Raw genomic sequence first — 20,207 nt, forward strand, 5'->3', positions numbered from 1 at the left:
GCATAGGAAAACAATAGCCTGGCAGAAACGAGATGAATGATGATGGTTGTTGTAACTTACGATGTCAACACGGAAACATCAGCAGGCAAACGACGATTGCGGAATGTCGCTAAAATCTGCATGAAGTACGGCCAGCGTGTGCAGAACAGTGTTTTCGAATGCTTAGTTACGCCGTCCGATTATCTATTGCTGAAGCATGATTTGTCGGCGATTATGGATGAGACATGTGACAGTCTGCGCTACTACAATCTTGGATCGCGGTATTCTTCGAAGATTGAACATCATGGTGTAAAAAGACACATTCCAGTTGACGATGTGATGATGCTTTGATTGTCGACATTCAAGGCCTTCTACGAGTGCGATAAACAAGCTCTCATGAAATCTGGGATCTTTCGCACCGTCGTGATTGAATTTTTAGGAGACACTTTCGATTCTTCTTGATGGTTGATAATTACAAAGTGGACGATTATATGGCAATTGCTGAGCAGCGACGTAGCTTTTCGTGAATATGCGACTGCCTATCCGCTATAATCAGCATCGGTAATGGAAGTCCCTTTCACATGCTGGAAAGGGCTGACCATTTCCGCGGTCGCCCCCTCCCACGAGGGGCGTGGATTGAAATCAGAGGATGTCGCCGCGGCGCACGCCCGTCGTGGTCGCCCCCTCCCACGAGGGGCGTGGATTGAAATACCAAGACCCAAGCCGGCCGCCAGATCTGGCAGGTCGCCCCCTCCCACGAGGGGCGTGGATTGAAATTAGCAAGGAGAGAAGGAACAAGGTGAACCCGAAGTCGCCCCCTCCCACGAGGGGCGTGGATTGAAATGCATACTGCGCGACCATCAGATGCACACTCTCCGTCGCCCCCTCCCACGAGGGGCGTGGATTGAAATTCGTCCATCAGGGACTCCATCAGCGCCGCCGCGGGTCGCCCCCTCCCACGAGGGGCGTGGATTGAAATAAGGGACAGGTCAACACCGGCGGCACCGTCAGCGGTCGCCCCCTCCCACGAGGGGCGTGGATTGAAATGCCTCGTCTGAGACCGCATTCCGCGGCCAGTCGGTCGCCCCCTCCCACGAGGGGCGTGGATTGAAATTGCCGCCTGCTGGACGTGCCGAAGACGACGGCCAAGTCGCCCCCTCCCACGAGGGGCGTGGATTGAAATTTGGCCGTCCGCGCATTCACCGCCGTCTCGTGCAGTCGCCCCCTCCCACGAGGGGCGTGGATTGAAATACGTTCGACTCCGAGCGGCCGCCAAGGAGGCCGAGTCGCCCCCTCCCACGAGGGGCGTGGATTGAAATATGTTGGTTTCGGGGCCGATGCGGATGACCGAGTCGCCCCTCCCACGAGGGGCGTGGATTGAAATACCCACAACCGCTACACGCCCCTGCTGGACCGCGACGTCGCCCCTCCCACGAGGGGCGTGGATTGAAATACCGTGCCGCTGGTCCTGCCCGCCGCCGCATACATGTCGCCCCTCCCACGAGGGGCGTGGATTGAAATACCCGCCTCACCGAAGCCTTGAACTAAGGGAGGACGTCGCCCCTCCCACGAGGGGCGTGGATTGAAATCGTGTGCAGGCGCGCTATCTCTCCGCGCCGCAAGTCGCCCCTCCCACGAGGGGCGTGGATTGAAATACGATCGGCACGTGCATGTTCGTCATGTGCGTGCTGTCGCCCCTCCCACGAGGGGCGTGGATTGAAATGAATACGCGCTCCGCCCGAAAGCCGGCGAATGATGTCGCCCCTCCCACGAGGGGCGTGGATTGAAATCCACGTTATTGCGGGAGGGAGGCCATTTTGTTGGTCGCCCCTCCCACGAGGGGCGTGGATTGAAATGGCAACGCCTTGAACCCACCACGATTGATCCGACCGTCGCCCCTCCCACGAGGGGCGTGGATTGAAATAAATGATCACTGCGATTTATCACCGTGCCCGGCAGTCGCCCCTCCCACGAGGGGCGTGGATTGAAATAGCCAGCCCACGGGGCAGCAGGCTCCCGCTCCCGTCGCCCCTCCCACGAGGGGCGTGGATTGAAATTTGGGCTGGGGTTTCGATGCGGGTTTCGAGCTGGTGTCGCCCCTCCCACGAGGGGCGTGGATTGAAATATTTCCTCGGAGGTGCAGGGGATGACGACGTGTTGTCGCCCCTCCCACGAGGGGCGTGGATTGAAATCTCTCCAATATGTGTGCAACCGGGCAGTTCGAGCGTCGCCCCTCCCACGAGGGGCGTGGATTGAAATACGCATACGTCCTGAAGCATGTCCTCGGTCTGGTCGAGTCGCCCCTCCCACGAGGGGCGTGGATTGAAATCACAGGATGTCACCACGACGTACCCCGTCCGTGCGTCGCCCCTCCCACGAGGGGCGTGGATTGAAATTGGCGGTGCCACCCCTAATCGTCAATGCCATTCCGTCGCCCCTCCCACGAGGGGCGTGGATTGAAATTCGAACGCGGCGGCCATGCGCTGCTGCTGGCCCTGGTCGCCCCTCCCACGAGGGGCGTGGATTGAAATACCCCGAACGCCCTCGCATGGCTCCGCCAGCACAGTCGCCCCTCCCACGAGGGGCGTGGATTGAAATGACTCCCGCACGGTCCACTAGGTGTTCGCGTCAACGTCGCCCCTCCCACGAGGGGCGTGGATTGAAATTCGGCCTCAACCGGTACTCGACCCCGTATGAGCGTCGCCCCTCCCACGAGGGGCGTGGATTGAAATACACTCACCGCATGGCTCAAGGCGCAGGTCATCAGGTCGCCCCTCCCACGAGGGGCGTGGATTGAAATCGTGTCTCCGGACTCCAGTTCTGGCCGCCCAGCGTCGCCCCTCCCACGAGGGGCGTGGATTGAAATTCCTTGGGTAGGTTGGGTGCCGTTTCGCACGGCGGTCGCCCCTCCCACGAGGGGCGTGGATTGAAATCATCCGGCGAGGAAGGTGGAGAGGAGTGTTAGGGCGTCGCCCCTCCCACGAGGGGCGTGGATTGAAATGTGGTGTAGCTCTTCGGGATGCCGAGATACGCAGTCGCCCCTCCCACGAGGGGCGTGGATTGAAATACCGACATGGACGTCACCATGATGACCAACCTCGTCGCCCCTCCCACGAGGGGCGTGGATTGAAATATCCAATACCTGCCCGCCGACGCGGCCCTCGTGTGTCGCCCCTCCCACGAGGGGCGTGGATTGAAATAGGCTACGAGCGGGAACCGAACGCGACGAATCCTAGTCGCCCCTCCCACGAGGGGCGTGGATTGAAATCATGTGAGTGTCACGTGGATGTCGGTGGTGCGGGTCGCCCCTCCCACGAGGGGCGTGGATTGAAATAGCCCGCAGGGCGACGACGACATCCGATTGGACGGTCGCCCCTCCCACGAGGGGCGTGGATTGAAATCGACGAATCCGGCGCCCATCTGGGATGAGATCCGGTCGCCCCTCCCACGAGGGGCGTGGATTGAAATTGGAAGCGCTGCGCCTCGTCGCTGCCGTCGGAGGTCGCCCCTCCCACGAGGGGCGTGGATTGAAATCTGCAAATCACTTCCTGACGGTCGATCATGAGGTCGTCGCCCCTCCCACGAGGGGCGTGGATTGAAATAAGGTCGCCGGTCGCATCGTCACCCGCGGCGACGTGGTCGCCCCTCCCACGAGGGGCGTGGATTGAAATCTGTACGATCTCATCGCCTCCCAGCGCGACGCCAGTCGCCCCTCCCACGAGGGGCGTGGATTGAAATGCCGACGGCCACCAGGAAACCGCACGAATCAACGGTCGCCCCTCCCACGAGGGGCGTGGATTGAAATTGAATGTCCGACAGATCATAGACGGTCTGGTCGGGTCGCCCCTCCCACGAGGGGCGTGGATTGAAATCGGCGCGTGGAAGCCGAACCCGAGAAGGCGAAGGGTCGCCCCTCCCACGAGGGGCGTGGATTGAAATTTCATGCCGATTGATCATGTGGTGGAGCCGGTCGGTCGCCCCTCCCACGAGGGGCGTGGATTGAAATTCAACGTGCCCGGCCGTCTCCGAGGCCTCGGACCGTCGCCCCTCCCACGAGGGGCGTGGATTGAAATATTGGAACACCCAATCAGGGCATGGCGTAAGCCATAGTCGCCCCTCCCACGAGGGGCGTGGATTGAAATCTGCTCAACGATCTCACGGCGCAGTTCACGCGCGTCGCCCCTCCCACGAGGGGCGTGGATTGAAATTTGATGTAGCTGAGGCCGGTGGCGTGCAGCAGGTCGCCCCTCCCACGAGGGGCGTGGATTGAAATGCCGAATTCTCCGGCCCCTTGGGCGGCCGAGGCAGTCGCCCCTCCCACGAGGGGCGTGGATTGAAATTTGCCCGGATACGATCGGCAGTATCTGGGCAGCACGTCGCCCCTCCCACGAGGGGCGTGGATTGAAATTCGTTCAGCCTCGTGATCTACTGCCCCGACCCGCGTCGCCCCTCCCACGAGGGGCGTGGATTGAAATGGTTGCCATGATCGACTCCTTTGATCGTTGGTAAGTCGCCCCTCCCACGAGGGGCGTGGATTGAAATATTTCAAGGGCAGCCAGTTGAGGACGCTGGTCGGTCGCCCCTCCCACGAGGGGCGTGGATTGAAATTGTGAGAACAGCCCCGACCGGCTCACCCCGGTGCGGTCGCCCCTCCCACGAGGGGCGTGGATTGAAATGTCAGGGCCGTCCTCGGGGCGTCCAGCAGGCGGCAGTCGCCCCTCCCACGAGGGGCGTGGATTGAAATGCTCGTGGCCGGGGGTGATCACGTCGCCCGGTTGTGTCGCCCCTCCCACGAGGGGCGTGGATTGAAATTTCTCGGCGGCGTCCGACCACTGCTTGTTCGCGTCGCCCCTCCCACGAGGGGCGTGGATTGAAATGTATCTGTGGAGGTGGTGATGAGGTCGTCGCCTGTCGCCCCTCCCACGAGGGGCGTGGATTGAAATATCGACCCCGAAAGCGTGACCATCTGGGAATCGGGTCGCCCCTCCCACGAGGGGCGTGGATTGAAATAAGGAGAAGCTGGGCAAGGCGTCCGGCTACGCCTGTCGCCCCTCCCACGAGGGGCGTGGATTGAAATCACTGCCTGCGGTTGCGCTTGTCGAGCTTCTGCCGGGTCGCCCCTCCCACGAGGGGCGTGGATTGAAATCAGTCGTGCGCCGGCCTTCTTGGCGCTTGCCCTGTCGCCCCTCCCACGAGGGGCGTGGATTGAAATCATTGGTTCCTCGTCGTCGATCAGATGCATTGCGCGTCGCCCCTCCCACGAGGGGCGTGGATTGAAATCCGAACCCGATGTGCTCGTAGGGGCCACCAAGGGGTCGCCCCTCCCACGAGGGGCGTGGATTGAAATACGTCGTCGTGCAGGCCCTCGATCACGCCGTTCGGTCGCCCCTCCCACGAGGGGCGTGGATTGAAATGCCTCGATCTGTTCCTCACGCAATTCGATCCCCGGTCGCCCCTCCCACGAGGGGCGTGGATTGAAATTTCCATGTGGTTGCTGGAATGGTGGCGGTCTTGGTCGCCCCTCCCACGAGGGGCGTGGATTGAAATACCGTCATGAACGGCAACATAGTGATCGATCAAACGTCGCCCCTCCCACGAGGGGCGTGGATTGAAATCACGCAGTCGATCGGTGTCGGGTCGCGGGGCTCGTCGCCCCTCCCACGAGGGGCGTGGATTGAAATTTGGTGCCGTGGTTGAGGTCGTCGAGCACATTGGTCGCCCCTCCCACGAGGGGCGTGGATTGAAATCTGCGGCAAGGATTCGATCGCCGCGTGGCTCGCGTCGCCCCTCCCACGAGGGGCGTGGATTGAAATCATTCCTGACCTCCTTGGTAGCTGATGATTACATGGTCGCCCCTCCCACGAGGGGCGTGGATTGAAATCAGGAGCCATCCATGAGCGACAAGCCCATCATCATGTCGCCCCTCCCACGAGGGGCGTGGATTGAAATCCGTGTAGTTCAAGGCCATGAGCGTGTTCGCCTGCGTCGCCCCTCCCACGAGGGGCGTGGATTGAAATGGGTCGTCGGTCAGCCAGCCGGTGGTCTGCCGCAGGTCGCCCCTCCCACGAGGGGCGTGGATTGAAATTTCGACATGTACGACGACGAGGACGTGCTGGACCGTCGCCCCTCCCACGAGGGGCGTGGATTGAAATTCACCGAACTCGTTAAGCTCGCTAATGTACCCGGTCGCCCCTCCCACGAGGGGCGTGGATTGAAATAATTCGCTGATCGACCGTGGCGTGTCCCGTCGCGTGTCGCCCCTCCCACGAGGGGCGTGGATTGAAATTGGAGCATTCCGCAGAGCAGGGAGGGCATATGAGTCGCCCCTCCCACGAGGGGCGTGGATTGAAATTCTCGCTTGGCAGTAATACTGCTAAGGAGGATATGTCGCCCCTCCCACGAGGGGCGTGGATTGAAATGACCAGACTCTGCAAGACCATGCATACGGCCAGGTCGCCCCTCCCACGAGGGGCGTGGATTGAAATAGCGTGTACGGGTACGCCGCATGGGGCGTCACCGTCGCCCCTCCCACGAGGGGCGTGGATTGAAATAGGCTCACGAAGTGGTCCTTGAGCGTGGAGGGGGTCGCCCCTCCCACGAGGGGCGTGGATTGAAATCACTCGTCGTCCGACGCGGTCTCGGGATCCAGGTCGCCCCTCCCGCGAGGGGCGTGGATTGAAATCACGTTGTACAAATGTTCAGGACGTGATACGCCAGTCGCCCCTCCCGCGAGGGGCGTGGCTTGAAATTTGTTGCCATAGGCTGTGTTTTGTCAAGTTGAGGTAGGCCGTTTCGGCGTTTCTTTTGGTCCGTTTGAACGGCTGGTTTTAGGCCGTTTGGGCGTTGGCCGGTCCTGTCGTTGGTTGTGTTTGGTTATTGCATGAGGGCGTGGGTCTTGCGCCAGGATTCGCCCTCGAAGCGGATCATCCGTCCGTGGTGGACGGTGCGGTCGATGATCGCGGCGGCCATGTTGGGGTCGCCGAAGATCCTGCCCCATCCACTGAACTCGATGTTGGTGGTGTAGATGATGCTCTGGGTCTCGTACGCGTTGGTGACGACCTGGAACAGGAGACGACTGCCTTCCTCGTCGATGGGCACGTAGCCGAGTTCGTCGATGATCATCAGCGGCATCCGGCCGATCAGCGCGAGCTCCTTGTCGAGCCGGTTGTCCGTTTGGGCCCTGAGGAGTCGCATGACCAGGCTCGCGGCCGTGAAGTATCGTACGGGCGTGCCCCTGCGGCACGCGTTCCTGCCGAGCGCGATGGCGAGGTGGGTCTTGCCGGTGCCGGGAGGCCCGAACAGGACGAGGTCGTCGTGGCCGGCGATGAAGTCGAGGGTCTCGAGCCGCTGCCTGCCGTAGTCGACGGGGAAGCGGACCGGGGTCCAGTCGTACCCGTCGAGTTCCTTATCGGCCGGGAACCCGGCCTGTTTGAGGAGCCGGGAGCGTTTGGAGCGTTCCCGGGATCCGATCTCGGCGTTCATCCACGATTCCATGAACTCCATCTGGCCGGGGGTGGCGTGGGCGAGCTGGTCGGCGAGGACCTGACGGGTCAGCGGCAGTCGTCTGGCCAGTCTCATGATCGTTTCGATCTTCTCGCCGGTGGACGCGCGGCGGCGTTTCGTGTCGGGCATGACGACCGGCGGGCGATGGGCTCCCATGGCTATGCCTCCTTCCCTTCCCGTTCCCGGCCGGGTTTCATGAACACGTCGTACCCGGTCAGGTCGGGCGCGGCCTGCTCGTACGGCCTCTCGCCGGCGGCGATGCGGCGGGCCATGGTGGTCAGGCTGGCCTCGTCGAGCTCGTGGCCCTGCTCGATGATGTGCTCTCCGGCCTGGACGGCGGCCTCGAACCCGGATTGGTCGCTGGCCTTGCAGATGAGCCGGAACGCGTTGCGTCTCGCCTTGGCGTCCATGTGGTCGATGGCGAGCCGGAGTTTGCCGGGAAAGTCGTCGCGGATGGTGGAATCGGGCCACGCGTTGGTCTTGCGGCCCAGTGCGGGCAGGAGCGTGGCGGGGTTGCGCACCGTGGCCGGCGCGTCCCCGTACACGCGCGGCAGTCTGGCGCAGGTGCGCCCGTCCTGGGTGCGGATCGTCACGTCGAACGCGCGCAGCCCGACGTCGAGATTCCAGCCGCGCCATGAAGGGCCGGCGAGGTAGTACTTGCCGTCGACCTGCACGCGCCCGTCCTTGTCGGCCTTCCTGGTCTCCCAGCGGATCGCGTCGTAGGGCTTGGCTGGCAGCGGCTGCATGCTCGTCTTCTCCCCGGCGAACAAATCCGCGACCGGCGCCCCCTTGCGGTAATGGGCCGCCCTGGCCATGCCGTCGCACCGCTCCAGCATGTACCGGGTCAACTGGCCGTAGGACTCCGCGTCGGGCAGGGGCACCATGATGTTGCGGCGCAGGAACCCGACCGCGTTCTCCACGCTGCCCTTCTCGTTGCCCGACTCCGGATTGCAGAACCTGACCTCGAGCCGGTAATGCGCCACGAACAGTTCGAACACCTTGACGATGCTGACCTTGTCCCATGCGACCCTATGGCCGGCGCCGGTGGCGTTGTCGAGCACCAGCGCCGGCGGGGCCATGCCAATGTGCTCGAACACCATACGCAGTCCCTGACACACGCATTCCGCGTTCTCCCCGGGCAGGGCCACGCAATAGCGCATGTTCGAATACGGGAAAGTGACCACCAGGCAATGCACGTCGACCCGGTCCCCGCCGACCACGGCCCGCGACAGGCCGAAATCGACCTGCGCCTCGCCCGGACGCCATTGCAATTCCAGGAACCCGTCCTGCGGAGGCCTGTGCTCCTCTCGCCAACGCTTCACGTACCGCTGCACCGGCGAATACGAGCCCTGGTAGCCATGCTCGGCAACGAGCCGGTCGTACACGCGTTTGGCGGTGTGCCGCTGCTTGCGCGGCATGAACCGGTCGGCCTCCAGCCATCCGTCGACCGTCGACCTGTACGGGTCGAGCTTCGACGGCCGCACGGCCGCCCGTGGCGGCTCGGGCGAGCAATCCTCCTTCCCGGCGTATTTCGCGACCGTGTCGCGGGCCACGCCCACCTCTTTCGCGATGCTTCTCCATGACATGCCATGCGCGTCAAGCACCCTGATACGTTGTTGTACGGACACCGGTACCGTCATTCCTTTCCTTTCCCGAGAAAACCAACAAGGTTTGCTTCCGACTCGGGAAACTAGTACGGCAGGACGGGCCGGTGTTCGATTCTCACCACACGCTGATATGGACTAAAAGCTGCCGCTCATTTGGAAACTTTCCACATGCACACACGGCCCACTTTCTATTGAACAGACACACCATAGGCGATGATGTACGCCTGTCCGAGGTCGCCCCTCCCGCGAGGGGCGTGGATTGAAATATCCCGACCACCACCACGCGCATGAAGGCCACCGGGTCGCCCCTCCCGCGAGGGGCGTGGATTGAAATCATTCCTGACCTCCTTGATTGGTGATTCCCATTAGTCGCCCCTCCCATGAGGGGCGTGGATTGAAATACCGTCAGGCCATACATGAGGCCGCGGACCTTGCCGTCGCCCCTCCCATGAGGGGCGTGGATTGAAATCGTGCTGAACAGTTTCCACGCAAGATAACGGCTAGGTCGCCCCTCCCGCGAGGGGCGTGGATTGAAATGGTGAGTTCTCCGACCCTGTAGAACAGGAGACGTGGTCGCCCCTCCCATGAGGGGCGTGGATTGAAATTTCACGCAGACTAACGCCCGCATCCGGTCGGAGTCGCTCCTCCCGCGAGGGGCGTGGATTGAAATTGGTTGTCCACGTAGCTGCGCTGCGTGAGCCGGGTCGCTCCTCCTGCGAGGGGCACAGATTGAAATCTGAGAAATGAATGAGGTGTCGAGCAATTATCTTCCTGTTGCTTGAGAAAGGACCTCTTAGGGCTCGATCTCTTGGAGTTTCTTTGAGGATATGCATAAGGGGTGGGTGTTTTAGGGTCAGCGTGCTTATGGATGCAGGGCATGGAATGTGGGATTGTGTGGAGTGGGGATTCCGTGCTGGGTCATGTGGGTTTTGTTGTGGGGGAGAGCGTTGGGATTCCAACGGAGATGGTTATGCGGCTGGCGGGGTTTGGCAGGGAAGGGGAATATCCATGGGAGCGGGACTCTGCGCTGCAATTAGTGGCAGAGAATGGCGTTGGTGGAGGATTGCCGTGTTCCGTGATACTGGTTTGTGGTAGGGAGTGATGGCGAATGGCGATTCTGTATGACGTGTCATGGATTGCTGTCAGGGAATGATGATGGCGGCGATCGGAGCGTTCCGTGTCGCATGCGACACCGGCGTCATGCACGTCATGCACCCACACCTATCGCACGCCGTGCATTCGCCAAACAATACTCAACCAACTCCAACCCACACCAACCCCACCCACCCCACATTGTTGGACCGCGCTGATACGCTGAACAACAGCGATTTCGCGCTTGTCATCAGTGTCATTGCGTCAGCGCCACTGCAGCAATGTCATTGCGTCAGTGTCATACGAGTGTCATAAGGAGCATTGCATTCATCATGGCTGAGAACACCGAACACCTCGCCCTGTGGGGCGGCCGCTTCACCTCCGGTCCGTCGCCCGAGCTGGCCCGACTGAGCAAGTCCACCCAGTTCGACTGGCGTCTGGCCGACGACGACATCGCCGGCTCCCGCGCCCACGCCCGCGCTCTGGGCCGCGCCGGCCTGCTCACCGACGACGAGCTGTCCCGCATGGAGGCCGCCCTCGACGAGCTGCAGCGCCGCGTCGACTCCGGCGCCTTCGCCCCCATCGAGGACGACGAGGACGAGGCCACCGCCCTGGAACGTGGCCTGCTGGAGATCGCCGGCGACGAGCTCGGCGGCAAGCTGCGCGCCGGCCGTTCCCGCAACGACCAGATCGCCTGCCTGATCCGCATGTGGCTGCGCCGCCACGCCCGCGTGATCGCCGGCGAGCTCATCGGCCTCGTCAACGCGCTGATCGCCCAGTCCGAGAAGGCCGGCCACACCGTCATGCCCGGCCGCACCCACATGCAGCACGCCCAGCCCGTCCTGCTTGCCCACCAGCTCATGGCCCACGCTTGGCCGCTGATGCGCGACATCAAGCGCCTCATCGACTGGGACAAGCGCATCAACGCCAGCCCCTACGGCTCCGGCGCGCTCGCCGGCAACACGCTCGGTCTCGACCCGGAGGCCGTGGCCCACGAGCTCGGCTTCTCCAAGGTGACCGACAACTCCATCGACGGCACCGCCGCCCGCGATCTCGTCGCCGAATTCGCGTTCATCGCCGCCATGACCGGCGTCGACATCTCCCGCCTGTCTGAGGAGATCATCATCTGGAACACGCAGGAGTTCGCCTTCGTCAAGCTTGACGACGCCTACTCCACCGGCTCCTCGATCATGCCGCAGAAGAAGAACCCCGACATCGCCGAGCTCGCCCGCGGCAAGTCCGGCCGTCTCATCGGCGACCTGACCGGCCTGCTCGCCACGCTCAAGGGCCTGCCCACCGCCTACGCGCGCGACCTGCAGGAAGACAAGGAAGCCGTGTTCGACCAGGTCGACACCCTCGAGGTGCTGCTGCCCGCCTTCACCGGCATGGTGCGCACCATGCACTTCGACGCCGACCGTCTCGAGGCCGAGGCCCCCACCGGTTTCGCCCTCGCCACCGACATCGCCGAATGGCTCGTCAAGAACGGTGTGCCGTTCCGCCACGCCCACGAGCTTTCCGGCGCCTGCGTGAAGATCGCCGAAGGCCGCGGCCAGGAGCTGTGGGACCTCACCGACGCGGACTTCGCCGACGTGTTCGCCGACTTCCTGCCCGCCGACAAGGCCCCCAAGGTTCGTGAGGTGCTCTCCAGCCGCGGTTCCGTCAACTCCCGCAACGGCAAGGGCGGCACCGCGTTCGGCCGTGTGCGCGAGCAGATCGTCGACGCCAAGGCCGAGGTCGAGGAGCTCAAGCTCTTCGCCTCCTCCACGTCCGACGGCCCCGCCTACAAGGCCCCCGAAACGCTGTAAGCAATCCATTTCCGGGATCGGCCATCCGGCCCGACACCATCCGGCCCGACACCATCCGGTCCGGACCCGCCCGACCAACCCGCCCCGCGAACGCCGCCGGCACATCATTGCCCGACGAGCCTCGTTCCCGGGGCGGGTTTTTCATTCCTGCGGACGAGTGCCGCGCCTCCGTACAGTATCTAGAATCGGACGAGTAATACGCCAACATCGTGAACGGATGGGAGCATCAAGCATCGTGGGACGTCTGCTGACCAGAAACGACATCAGAGCATTGGTCGACCATCATGGCAGGGAGATCCTGACGCACGAGCACATGCAGTTCGAACGCACCTGCTTCCAGCACGGAGCCGTCACCACCTACGCCCATTCGATCCGCGTGGCCTGCCTTGCCGTGTACTTCGCCGACCGGCTGCACCTGTGGCATCACGTCGATCTGCGCTCGCTGATCCGCGCGGCCCTGCTGCACGACTACTTTCTCTACGACTGGCATGCGTGGGACAACGGCACGCACCGCCTGCACGGCTTCACCCACGGCCACGCCGCCCTCGCCAACGCGTTGAAGGACTTCCATCTCAACGCCGTGGAACGCGACAGCATCGCCAACCACATGTTCCCGATGACCCCGCGCCCGCCGCGATACCTTGAAGGCTATCTGATCACCATGGCCGACAAGATCAGCGCCACCCGCGAAACCTTCTCGATGGCCCGGTTCTCCAAGCCGGAACTGCCGAAGCCGGAACTGCCGAAACCGCCGCGCCCGCAGCGACGAATGAAGGCCACGCAATGATCGCATCCGCATCCGCCATCACCGCATCAGCCCTGACCCTGCCCGCCATCACCCTCTTAGCCATCGCTCTCCCCACCGTCGCCATCCTGCTCGAGAAGCTGTTCCTGTGGGGCGTGCTCTACAGCTTCTGCGGCTGGGTGTACGAGACGATTCTTGTCTCCGTGCAGGAGCGCCGGTTCGTCAACCGCGGATTCCTCAACGGCCCGCTGTGCCCGATCTACGGGGCCGGCGCGGTGCTGGGCATCGTCCTGCTCACCCCGTTGCGCGGCTACCCAGTCACGATCTTCTTCGCCGGTGCGATCGGCGCCTGCCTGCTCGAATACGTGACGTCGTGGACGATGGAGAGGCTCTTCCACGCCCGCTGGTGGGACTATTCGAACTTCCGGTTCAACCTCAACGGCCGCATCTGCCTGCTCGGTGCGATCGTGTTCGGCATCGGGGGCCTGCTGATCGTGGAGGTCACGCAGCCGGTGGTGTATCGCGTGACCGACATGGTGCCGCAGCAGTGGCTGCACCTGGCCGCCGTGGTGCTGATCGTCGTCACGGCGATCGATCTGACGGTGACGGTCGTCGGCTTCAGCGGCTTCTATGAGCGCCTTGCCGAGTTCGCCGGGGAGATCAGGCAGACCGCGGGCGGATTGCGGCAGACGGCCGGTGAGCTGAGGCAGACCGCCGTCGCCGCCGTGCCGACCGCGGTCTCCGGCGCGGTATCGGGTGCGGTCTCCGGTGCCGCGGAGACCCTGTACACGGTGGCGGGCGCGGCCGGCAGCCGGATCAGTGTGGCGGGGGAGCGTCTCGGCACGGCCGTGGAACAGGTGAGAAGACTGTCCGGCACGCCGATCGCCACCGCGAACCGGATGTACGATCGCCTGTACGAAACCCTGACCGGCATGCTCAGCGGCCAGCAGAAGCGCATGATCCGTTCGTTCCCGCACCTGCGTGCCAACGGATACACCGACATCATCGTCCAGCTGCGCAAGCGGCTGACCGAGGTCCCGGCCGAATCGCAGGATACGTCCGGATTGCAGCAGACATCCGGCGATCCGCACCGATCCGACACGCGGAACGGCCGGTAGAACCTGCGGGACTGACACGCCTGAGCCCCGTCCGATCGGCCGTCGAGGTCGATATGGCCCGGTAGGGTGAACAACGATAGCGAACGGGAGCCTTTTCGGCTGAGAGGAGGCCGCGCGGCAGGTGTCGTGCGACTTCGACCGTTGACTTGATGCGGATCATGCCGCCGTAAGGATCGTGGTATCGGATGTGTGCACGCGAGGTGATTGCAGTCCTAGCGATTACAGCCCCAGCGATTGCGGACCGAGAACCCGGCGATGACGGCGGGATGGTCGGCCGAATAATCGAAGACAGCATGATTGGGTTCATGAAGGGGCGCACCACCACGGGTACGGCTTGCTTTCGTGCGCCCTTTTTTCGTATCTGGAGGAATCTATGCAGGTGAACGGGGAACAGGTCGCACTCGCCGAACCGGTGAGCGTCGCCGACTATCTGGAATCGCACGGCTACCGCGCCGAGCGCGTGGCCGTGGAGCTCGACGGGGCCATCATCCCCCGCGAGCGTCGGGCCGAGACCATGCTGCACGATCAGGCCGTCATGGAGATCGTCCAGTTCGTTCAGGGCGGCTGAGGCGCCGCGCCGTTTTCCATCCAAACCGTGTCCATCCAACCCCAATGAAGGAGCCATCATGATCCCCAATCCCGTCACCGAGGAATCCGTCGCCAACACCCCGCTGCCCCCGCAGCCGAGCGTCGTCAATCCCGTGGGCACCGCCGCCCCGACGCCCGAAGTGGTCGACAAGCCGCTGAACCTCGGCGGCCACGAGTTCGAGTCCCGGTTCATCCTCGGTTCCGGCCGCTACGATCTCAACCTCATCAAGGCCACCGTGGAGCACGCAGGCACGCAGATCGTGACGATGGCGCTGCGCCGCGCCCAGACCACGGAGAACAGCGTGCTCGACTACATTCCCGAGGGCATCACGCTGCTGCCGAACACGTCGGGCGCCCGCAACGCCGAGGAGGCGGTGCGCATCGCCCGGCTCGCCCGCGAGGTATGCCACACCGACTTCGTGAAGGTGGAGATCGAGCACGAGACCAAGTACCTGCTGCCCGACAACGCCGAAACCATCCGCGCCACCGAGATGCTGGCCAAGGAGGGTTTCGTGGTGATGCCGTACATGTTCCCCGATCCGATCGCCGCCCGCCAGCTCGAAGAGGCCGGCGCGGCCGCGGTCATGCCGCTGGGCTCGCTGATCGGCTCGAACATGGGTCTGCGCATGCGCGACTTCATCAAGATCATCATCGCCAACGCCAACGTGCCGGTGATCATCGACGCGGGCATCGGTCGTCCGAGCCAGGCGTGCGAGGCGATGGAGATGGGTGCCGACGCGGTGATGGCCTACACGGCCGTGGCCTCGGCAGGCAACATCCCGCTGATGGCCAAGGCGTTCAAGGACGCGATCGCCGCGGGCCGTGCGGCGTACCTGTCGGGACTGGGCAAGGTCACCGAGGGACAGGCCGTGCCGTCCAGCCCGACCACCGGATACCTGCACTGACCGGGTACCTGCACTGATCGGATACGGGGCCGGAACACGACACCGGAACAGCCGGAATAACCGGAATAGCCGGTGCGGCCGGAACATCACAGCGGAACGAGGAAGCGACAAGGGAAGGTCATGGGACTTTCGGACGAACAGTTGGAACGGTACGCACGTCATCTGATCCTCAAGGACGTCGGCGTGCGCGGGCAGAAGCGCCTGCTCAGGGCCCGGGTGCTGATCATCGGCGCCGGGGGACTGGGCTCGCCGGTCGGCCTGTATCTGGCGGCGGCCGGCGTGGGCACGATCGGCATCGTGGACGACGACGTGGTGGATCTGAGCAATCTGCAGCGGCAGATCATCCACACGAACGATTCGGTCGGTGTGCCGAAGGTCGAGTCCGCGGCCCGGCGGATGACCGCGCTGAACCCCGACGTGACGGTCAACGCGATCCGCGCCACGGTGGATGCCGGCAACATCGCCGATCTCATCGCCGACTATGACGTGATCGTGGATGCCACCGACAATTTCGCCGCGAAGTTCCTGATCAACGACGCCTGCGTGCTGGCCGGCAAGCCGTTCGTGCACGGCGGCGTGGTGCGGTTCGCCGGGCAGGTCATGGACTACGTGCCCGGCGAGGGACCGTGCTATCGATGCATCTTCCGCGAGATGCCGGCCGCCGGCGAGATTCCGACCTGCCGCGAAGCCGGCGTGCTCGGCGCGGCCGTGGGCGTGATCGGCAGTCTGCAGGCCGTGGAGGTGGTCAAGCTCATCACCGGCGCCGGCGATCCGCTGGTCGCCCGGATGCTCACCGCCGACATGCTGACCATGAAGATTCGCACCGTGCCGCTGCCCGAGCGGGTGCCCGACTGCCCGGTGTGCGGCGAGCGGCCGACGATCACCGCGCTCGACGCGGACAACTACGTGCAGCCGGCCTGCGCGATCTGACAGGGCGAGATCCGACAGGGAAGACAGGGAAGAAGGGAGACGAATCACAATCATGCTGATCGACGATGACGACGAGCCCGAGATCGGGCGGATGACGCCGGAGGAGTTCGCGAACCTCGACTACGGTACGGTGACGCTGCTCGACCTGCGCGAGCCGCACGAGGTGGAGGCCCACGGCATTCCCGGCGCGATCAACGTGCCGTTCGACCCGCTGCCGCATGTGCTGCGCACCGTGCCCAAGGACCGGCCGGTGGTCGTGTTCTGCCGGGAGGGCAGCTGGAGCGAGGAGGTGGCCGAGATCCTCGCGGACCGCGGCTACGAGGCGATCAACCTCGACGGCGGGTTCCAGGCCTACGAGCGGTATCTTGCCGAACGGGACGAAACGGGCGGCGAAAACCGCATGTGATGTCGTCGGAGCCGGCGCCGTCGTCCGGCACTGTCGTGATGTCCTGAGAAACTGTAGTGTTGCTGGAACCAGCGATATTCAACACAATTGAGGAGTGGTAGGGAACCCATGTCTCAGGTCAGAAACTACAAGGAAGCGGGCTTCGACTCGCTGCTTGAGGAACTTGAATGGCGAGGACTCGTCAACCAGTCGACCGACAAGGAGCGTCTGGCGCAGGCGCTGAACGGGGACCCGATCACCTATTATTGCGGGTTCGATCCCACCGCCGCGTCGCTGCACATCGGCAATCTGGTGCAGCTGATCAACATGCGTCACCTGCAGGCCGCGGGCCATCGCCCGATCGCCCTGGTCGGCGGCGCCACCGGTCTGATCGGCGATCCCCGCCAAAGCGGCGAGCGCACGCTCAACCCCAAGGAGGTCGTCGCCCAGTGGGCCGACCGTCTCAAGGCCCAGATCGGCCGCTTCCTCGAAACCGAGGGCGATTCGGCCGTGCGGTTCGTGAGCAACTACGACTGGACCGCGCAGATGAGCGTGATCGACTTCCTGCGTGACGTGGGCAAGAACTTCCGCATGGGCACCATGCTGGCCAAGGACACCGTGGCGCGTCGTCTGAACTCCGAGGAGGGCATCTCGTTCACCGAGTTCAGCTACCAGGTGCTGCAGGGCAACGACTTCCTGCACCTGTACGACGAGTACGGCTGCACGCTGGAGCTGGGCGGATCCGACCAGTGGGGCAACCTCACCTCCGGTCTCGACCTGATCCACAAGGTGCGCGGCGTGGACGTGAACGTGTTCACCAGCCCGATCATCACCGACGCGCAGGGCAAGAAGTTCGGCAAGTCCGAGGGCAACGCCGTCTGGCTCGACCCGACCATGCTCAGCCCGTACAAGTTCTACCAGTTCTGGATCAACCGTCCGGACGCGGAGATGGAGAGCCTGCTCAAGGCGTTCACCTTCCTGCCCAAGGACGAGATCGAGCGTCTGGTGGAGGAGTCGAAGACCAATCCGGGCCGTCGCGAGGCGCAGCGTACGCTGGCCTGGGAGGTCACGAGCTTCGTGCACGGCGAGCAGGCCACCCAGCAGGCCATCGACGCGGCGGGCGCGCTGTTCGGCCGCGGCGGCGATCTGGGCGGACTGGACGAGTCCACGCTCGAGGCGGCGCTGGACGGCCTGAAGGTGAACGGCGAGTTCCCGCAGGCCGCACAAGGCGATCGTCTGATCGATCTGGCGGCGGCCACCGGACTGGTGAAGTCCGCGTCCGAGGCCCGTCGCGCGATCAAGTCCGGCGGCTTGTACCTGAACAACACCCGTATCGAAAACGAAGAACAGACACTGACGGCGAGCGACTTCCTGCATGGTCGCTTCGCCCTGATCCGCCGCGGCAAGAAGAACATCGCGGCGCTTGAGGAGGCACGATGAGCGAAGAGCGTTCCAACCATTCCGAGGGCCGTTCCGGCTCCGGTCGTTCCGGCGGCTACGGCAAGGGCGGCTACAACAAGGGCCGCGGCGGCAAGTTCGGCGGCGGACGCGGCGGCTACGGCAAGGGGCGTGGCGGATTCGACCGTCGCGGCGACGGCGAGGGACGTCGCTTCCACCGTGACGGCGAGTTCCACCGCGGAAACGGCGATCGCCCGAACCGCGGCGAGGGCCAGTCAGAGGGGCGCGGCGAGAACCGTTCCGGCGGCTTCCGCAAGGATTACGGCAGGAAGCCGTACGGCGACCGCAAGTTCCATCGTGACGGCGATCGTCGTGACTTCAGGCGTGACGGTGGTTTCCGCAAGGACTTCCACAAGGACGGCGACCGCCGGTTCGACGATCGTGACGATCGTCGCGGCGAGGGTCGTCGTTTCGACCGTGACGGCGAGCGCGGCGGCTTCAAGCGTGACGGCGGATTCCGCAAGGACCGCGACTTCCATCGTGACGGCGACCGTCGTGACTTCCGCAAGGGAGGCTTCCATAAGGATGGCGAGCGCGGCGATCGTCGTGACTTCCATCGCGACGGCGAGCGCGGCGGTTTCCGCAAGGACTTCCATAAGGACGGTAGCCGTCGCTTCGATCGCGAGGATCGCGGCGGTTTCCGCAAGGACGGCGAGCGTCGTGACTTCCATCGTGACGGCGATCGCAATGATCGTCGTGACTTCAAGCGTGACGGCGGCTTCAAGAAGGACCGTGACTTCCATAAGGACGGCGGTTTCAGGAAGGACTTCCATAAGGATGGCGAGCGCGGCGAGCGTCGTGACTTCCATCGCGATGACCGCCGTGATGACCGCCGTGGCCCGCGTAACGACCGCCCGCGCAATGACCGTCCGTTCGACCGTCAGGGCGGCAACCCCCGCTACCAGCGTGACGGCGAAGGCTCCCACAGCTTCTATCAGGGCGGTCGCCGCAACTCCGACGGCACCGTGTCGTATCCTTCCCAGAACCCGTACACGGACCGTCGCCCGAACGAGCCGAAGATGCCCAAGGGTCTGGAATGGCGGATGCTGTCCAAGGACGAGAAGGAGCGTCTGCGCGGTCTGAGCAAGGAGCATGCCGAGAACATCGGTCTGCACATGCTGGCCGCCTACACGCTGGAGGAGAGCGATCCCGATCTGGCCCTCGCGCACGCCAAGTGGGTGGCCCGTCAGGCCTCCCGCATCGACATGGCCCGTGAGACCCTGGCCTTCGTGGCCTACCGTCAGCAGAACTACAAGCTGGCGCTCAAGGAGTTCCGTACCGCCTACCGCATGAACGGCTTCCTTGACTACCTGCCGTTCATCGCCGACTGCGAGCGTGGCGTCGGCCAGCCGAAGAAGGCGATCGAGATGGCCTCGCAGGATGACGTGCGCGCCCTGCGCGGCGAGTCCAAGGCCGAGATGCTGCTGGTGATCGCCGGTGCCTACGGCGATCTGGGCCTGTGGGACAAGGCGATCGAGCTCGTGCACACGCTGGGCCGTTCCAAGGGCATCTCCGGCGAGTACCGCATGCGCGCGGTGCAGGCCGAGCAGAACTTCCTCGAGCAGGCCGGTCGTCATGACGAGGCCATGAAGCTCGATGATCTGCTGGACCGTCTGGAGGACGAGTACGCCGAGGTCGACGAGGAGGACGATGACACCGTCGTCGACAACGATCTCGAGGACATCGACGACGAGCTGCTCGAAGGCCTGGGCATCGACACCGACCCGTCCCATTACCCGGATGACGAGCCGGCCGATGAGGATGCCGAGGACTCCGATCAGGAGGCCGACGAGGACGACGATGTCGATGCCGACGGCGATTCCGACGACAAGGCCGAGCCCGAGACCACGTCCGCGGTGACGCCCGAACAGATCGAGGATCACGATACCGACGAGGACAATCCCCGCAACGCCGACGACGAGACCCGCCTGCCCGCGCAGGAGGCCGAGGACGGTGCGAACGCCGACGAGGATCCCGGCGAGACGGCCGAAGCCGACGCCGAGCAGTCCGAAGAGGCGGCCGACGCCGAGCAGTCGGACGATCAGGACGCCGATCAGGATCAGGAATAGTCAGACAGCACAGACGACAAGGA

The 20,207-nt window shown here is 64.0% G+C and carries 12 protein-coding genes and 2 CRISPR repeat arrays; of the genes, 10 read left to right on the forward strand and 2 right to left on the reverse strand.

The genetic code is table 11. The annotated features are described in order from the left end of the window. Nucleotides 1–39: 39 nt before the first annotated feature. The gene (gene cas2 / locus CSQ87_RS06050) at nucleotides 40–330 is read left to right on the forward strand and encodes a CRISPR-associated endonuclease Cas2 (protein ID WP_100513107.1); all 291 of its coding nucleotides are present in this window, start codon (nucleotides 40–42) and stop codon (nucleotides 328–330) included. 259 nt (nucleotides 331–589) lie between these two features. Next, nucleotides 590–6,728: a CRISPR direct-repeat array (repeat unit 33 nt; unit sequence GTCGCCCCTCCCACGAGGGGCGTGGATTGAAAT). Between the two features lie 124 nt (nucleotides 6,729–6,852). Here cas2 and istB read toward each other — a convergent pair. Beyond that, nucleotides 6,853–7,638 carry an IS21-like element helper ATPase IstB gene (gene istB, locus CSQ87_RS06055; protein WP_100512978.1) on the reverse strand — a complete coding sequence of 262 codons (786 nt, stop codon included), beginning with the start codon at nucleotides 7,636–7,638 and terminating at the stop codon, nucleotides 6,853–6,855. Nucleotides 7,639–7,640: 2 nt separating this feature from the next. Further along, on the reverse strand, nucleotides 7,641–9,122 hold the full coding sequence (gene istA / locus CSQ87_RS06060) for an IS21 family transposase (RefSeq protein ID WP_100512979.1): 1,482 nt from the start codon (nucleotides 9,120–9,122) through the stop codon (nucleotides 7,641–7,643). A gap of 200 nt (nucleotides 9,123–9,322) precedes the next feature. Further along, a CRISPR array of direct repeats spans nucleotides 9,323–9,759; the repeat unit is 33 nt; unit sequence GTCGCCCCTCCCATGAGGGGCGTGGATTGAAAT. A 754-nt stretch (nucleotides 9,760–10,513) separates the two neighbouring features. On the opposite strand from istA, the gene argH reads away from it, so the two are divergent. From argH to CSQ87_RS06110, 9 genes are all read left to right on the forward strand, one after another. Next, nucleotides 10,514–11,986 (forward strand): argininosuccinate lyase, encoded by a 1,473-nt coding sequence (argH, locus tag CSQ87_RS06065; RefSeq protein WP_100512980.1) that lies wholly within the window; start codon nucleotides 10,514–10,516, stop codon nucleotides 11,984–11,986. Nucleotides 11,987–12,203: 217 nt separating this feature from the next. After that, nucleotides 12,204–12,773: an HD domain-containing protein gene (locus CSQ87_RS06070; protein ID WP_207761108.1), complete on the forward strand. Its 570-nt coding sequence runs from the start codon at nucleotides 12,204–12,206 to the stop codon at nucleotides 12,771–12,773. Next, nucleotides 12,770–13,849 carry a putative ABC transporter permease gene (locus CSQ87_RS11310; protein ID WP_100512981.1) on the forward strand — a complete coding sequence of 360 codons (1,080 nt, stop codon included), beginning with the start codon at nucleotides 12,770–12,772 and terminating at the stop codon, nucleotides 13,847–13,849. The genes CSQ87_RS06070 and CSQ87_RS11310 overlap by 4 nt, the downstream gene beginning before the upstream one ends. Nucleotides 13,850–14,222: 373 nt before the next feature. Beyond that, the gene (thiS, locus tag CSQ87_RS06085; RefSeq protein WP_100512983.1) at nucleotides 14,223–14,417 is read left to right on the forward strand and encodes a sulfur carrier protein ThiS; all 195 of its coding nucleotides are present in this window, start codon (nucleotides 14,223–14,225) and stop codon (nucleotides 14,415–14,417) included. Between the two features lie 58 nt (nucleotides 14,418–14,475). Further along, the gene (locus CSQ87_RS06090; protein ID WP_165776761.1) at nucleotides 14,476–15,342 is read left to right on the forward strand and encodes a thiazole synthase; all 867 of its coding nucleotides are present in this window, start codon (nucleotides 14,476–14,478) and stop codon (nucleotides 15,340–15,342) included. 120 nt (nucleotides 15,343–15,462) lie between these two features. After that, nucleotides 15,463–16,272: a thiazole biosynthesis adenylyltransferase ThiF gene (gene thiF / locus CSQ87_RS06095; protein WP_100512985.1), complete on the forward strand. Its 810-nt coding sequence runs from the start codon at nucleotides 15,463–15,465 to the stop codon at nucleotides 16,270–16,272. 52 nt (nucleotides 16,273–16,324) lie between these two features. Beyond that, nucleotides 16,325–16,678, forward strand: a complete 354-nt coding sequence (locus CSQ87_RS06100) for a rhodanese-like domain-containing protein (protein WP_100512986.1) — start codon at nucleotides 16,325–16,327, stop codon at nucleotides 16,676–16,678. A 108-nt stretch (nucleotides 16,679–16,786) separates the two neighbouring features. Next, a complete protein-coding gene (gene tyrS, locus CSQ87_RS06105; RefSeq protein WP_100512987.1) occupies nucleotides 16,787–18,097 on the forward strand; it encodes a tyrosine--tRNA ligase in 1,311 nt (436 codons plus the stop codon). Further along, nucleotides 18,094–20,184, forward strand: a complete 2,091-nt coding sequence (locus tag CSQ87_RS06110; RefSeq protein WP_100512988.1) for a tetratricopeptide repeat protein — start codon at nucleotides 18,094–18,096, stop codon at nucleotides 20,182–20,184. The genes tyrS and CSQ87_RS06110 overlap by 4 nt, the downstream gene beginning before the upstream one ends. Nucleotides 20,185–20,207: the final 23 nt, after the last annotated feature.

The sequence above is a fragment of the Bifidobacterium simiarum genome (assembly GCF_002802905.1).
Lineage (GTDB): Bacteria > Actinomycetota > Actinomycetes > Actinomycetales > Bifidobacteriaceae > Galliscardovia > Galliscardovia simiarum.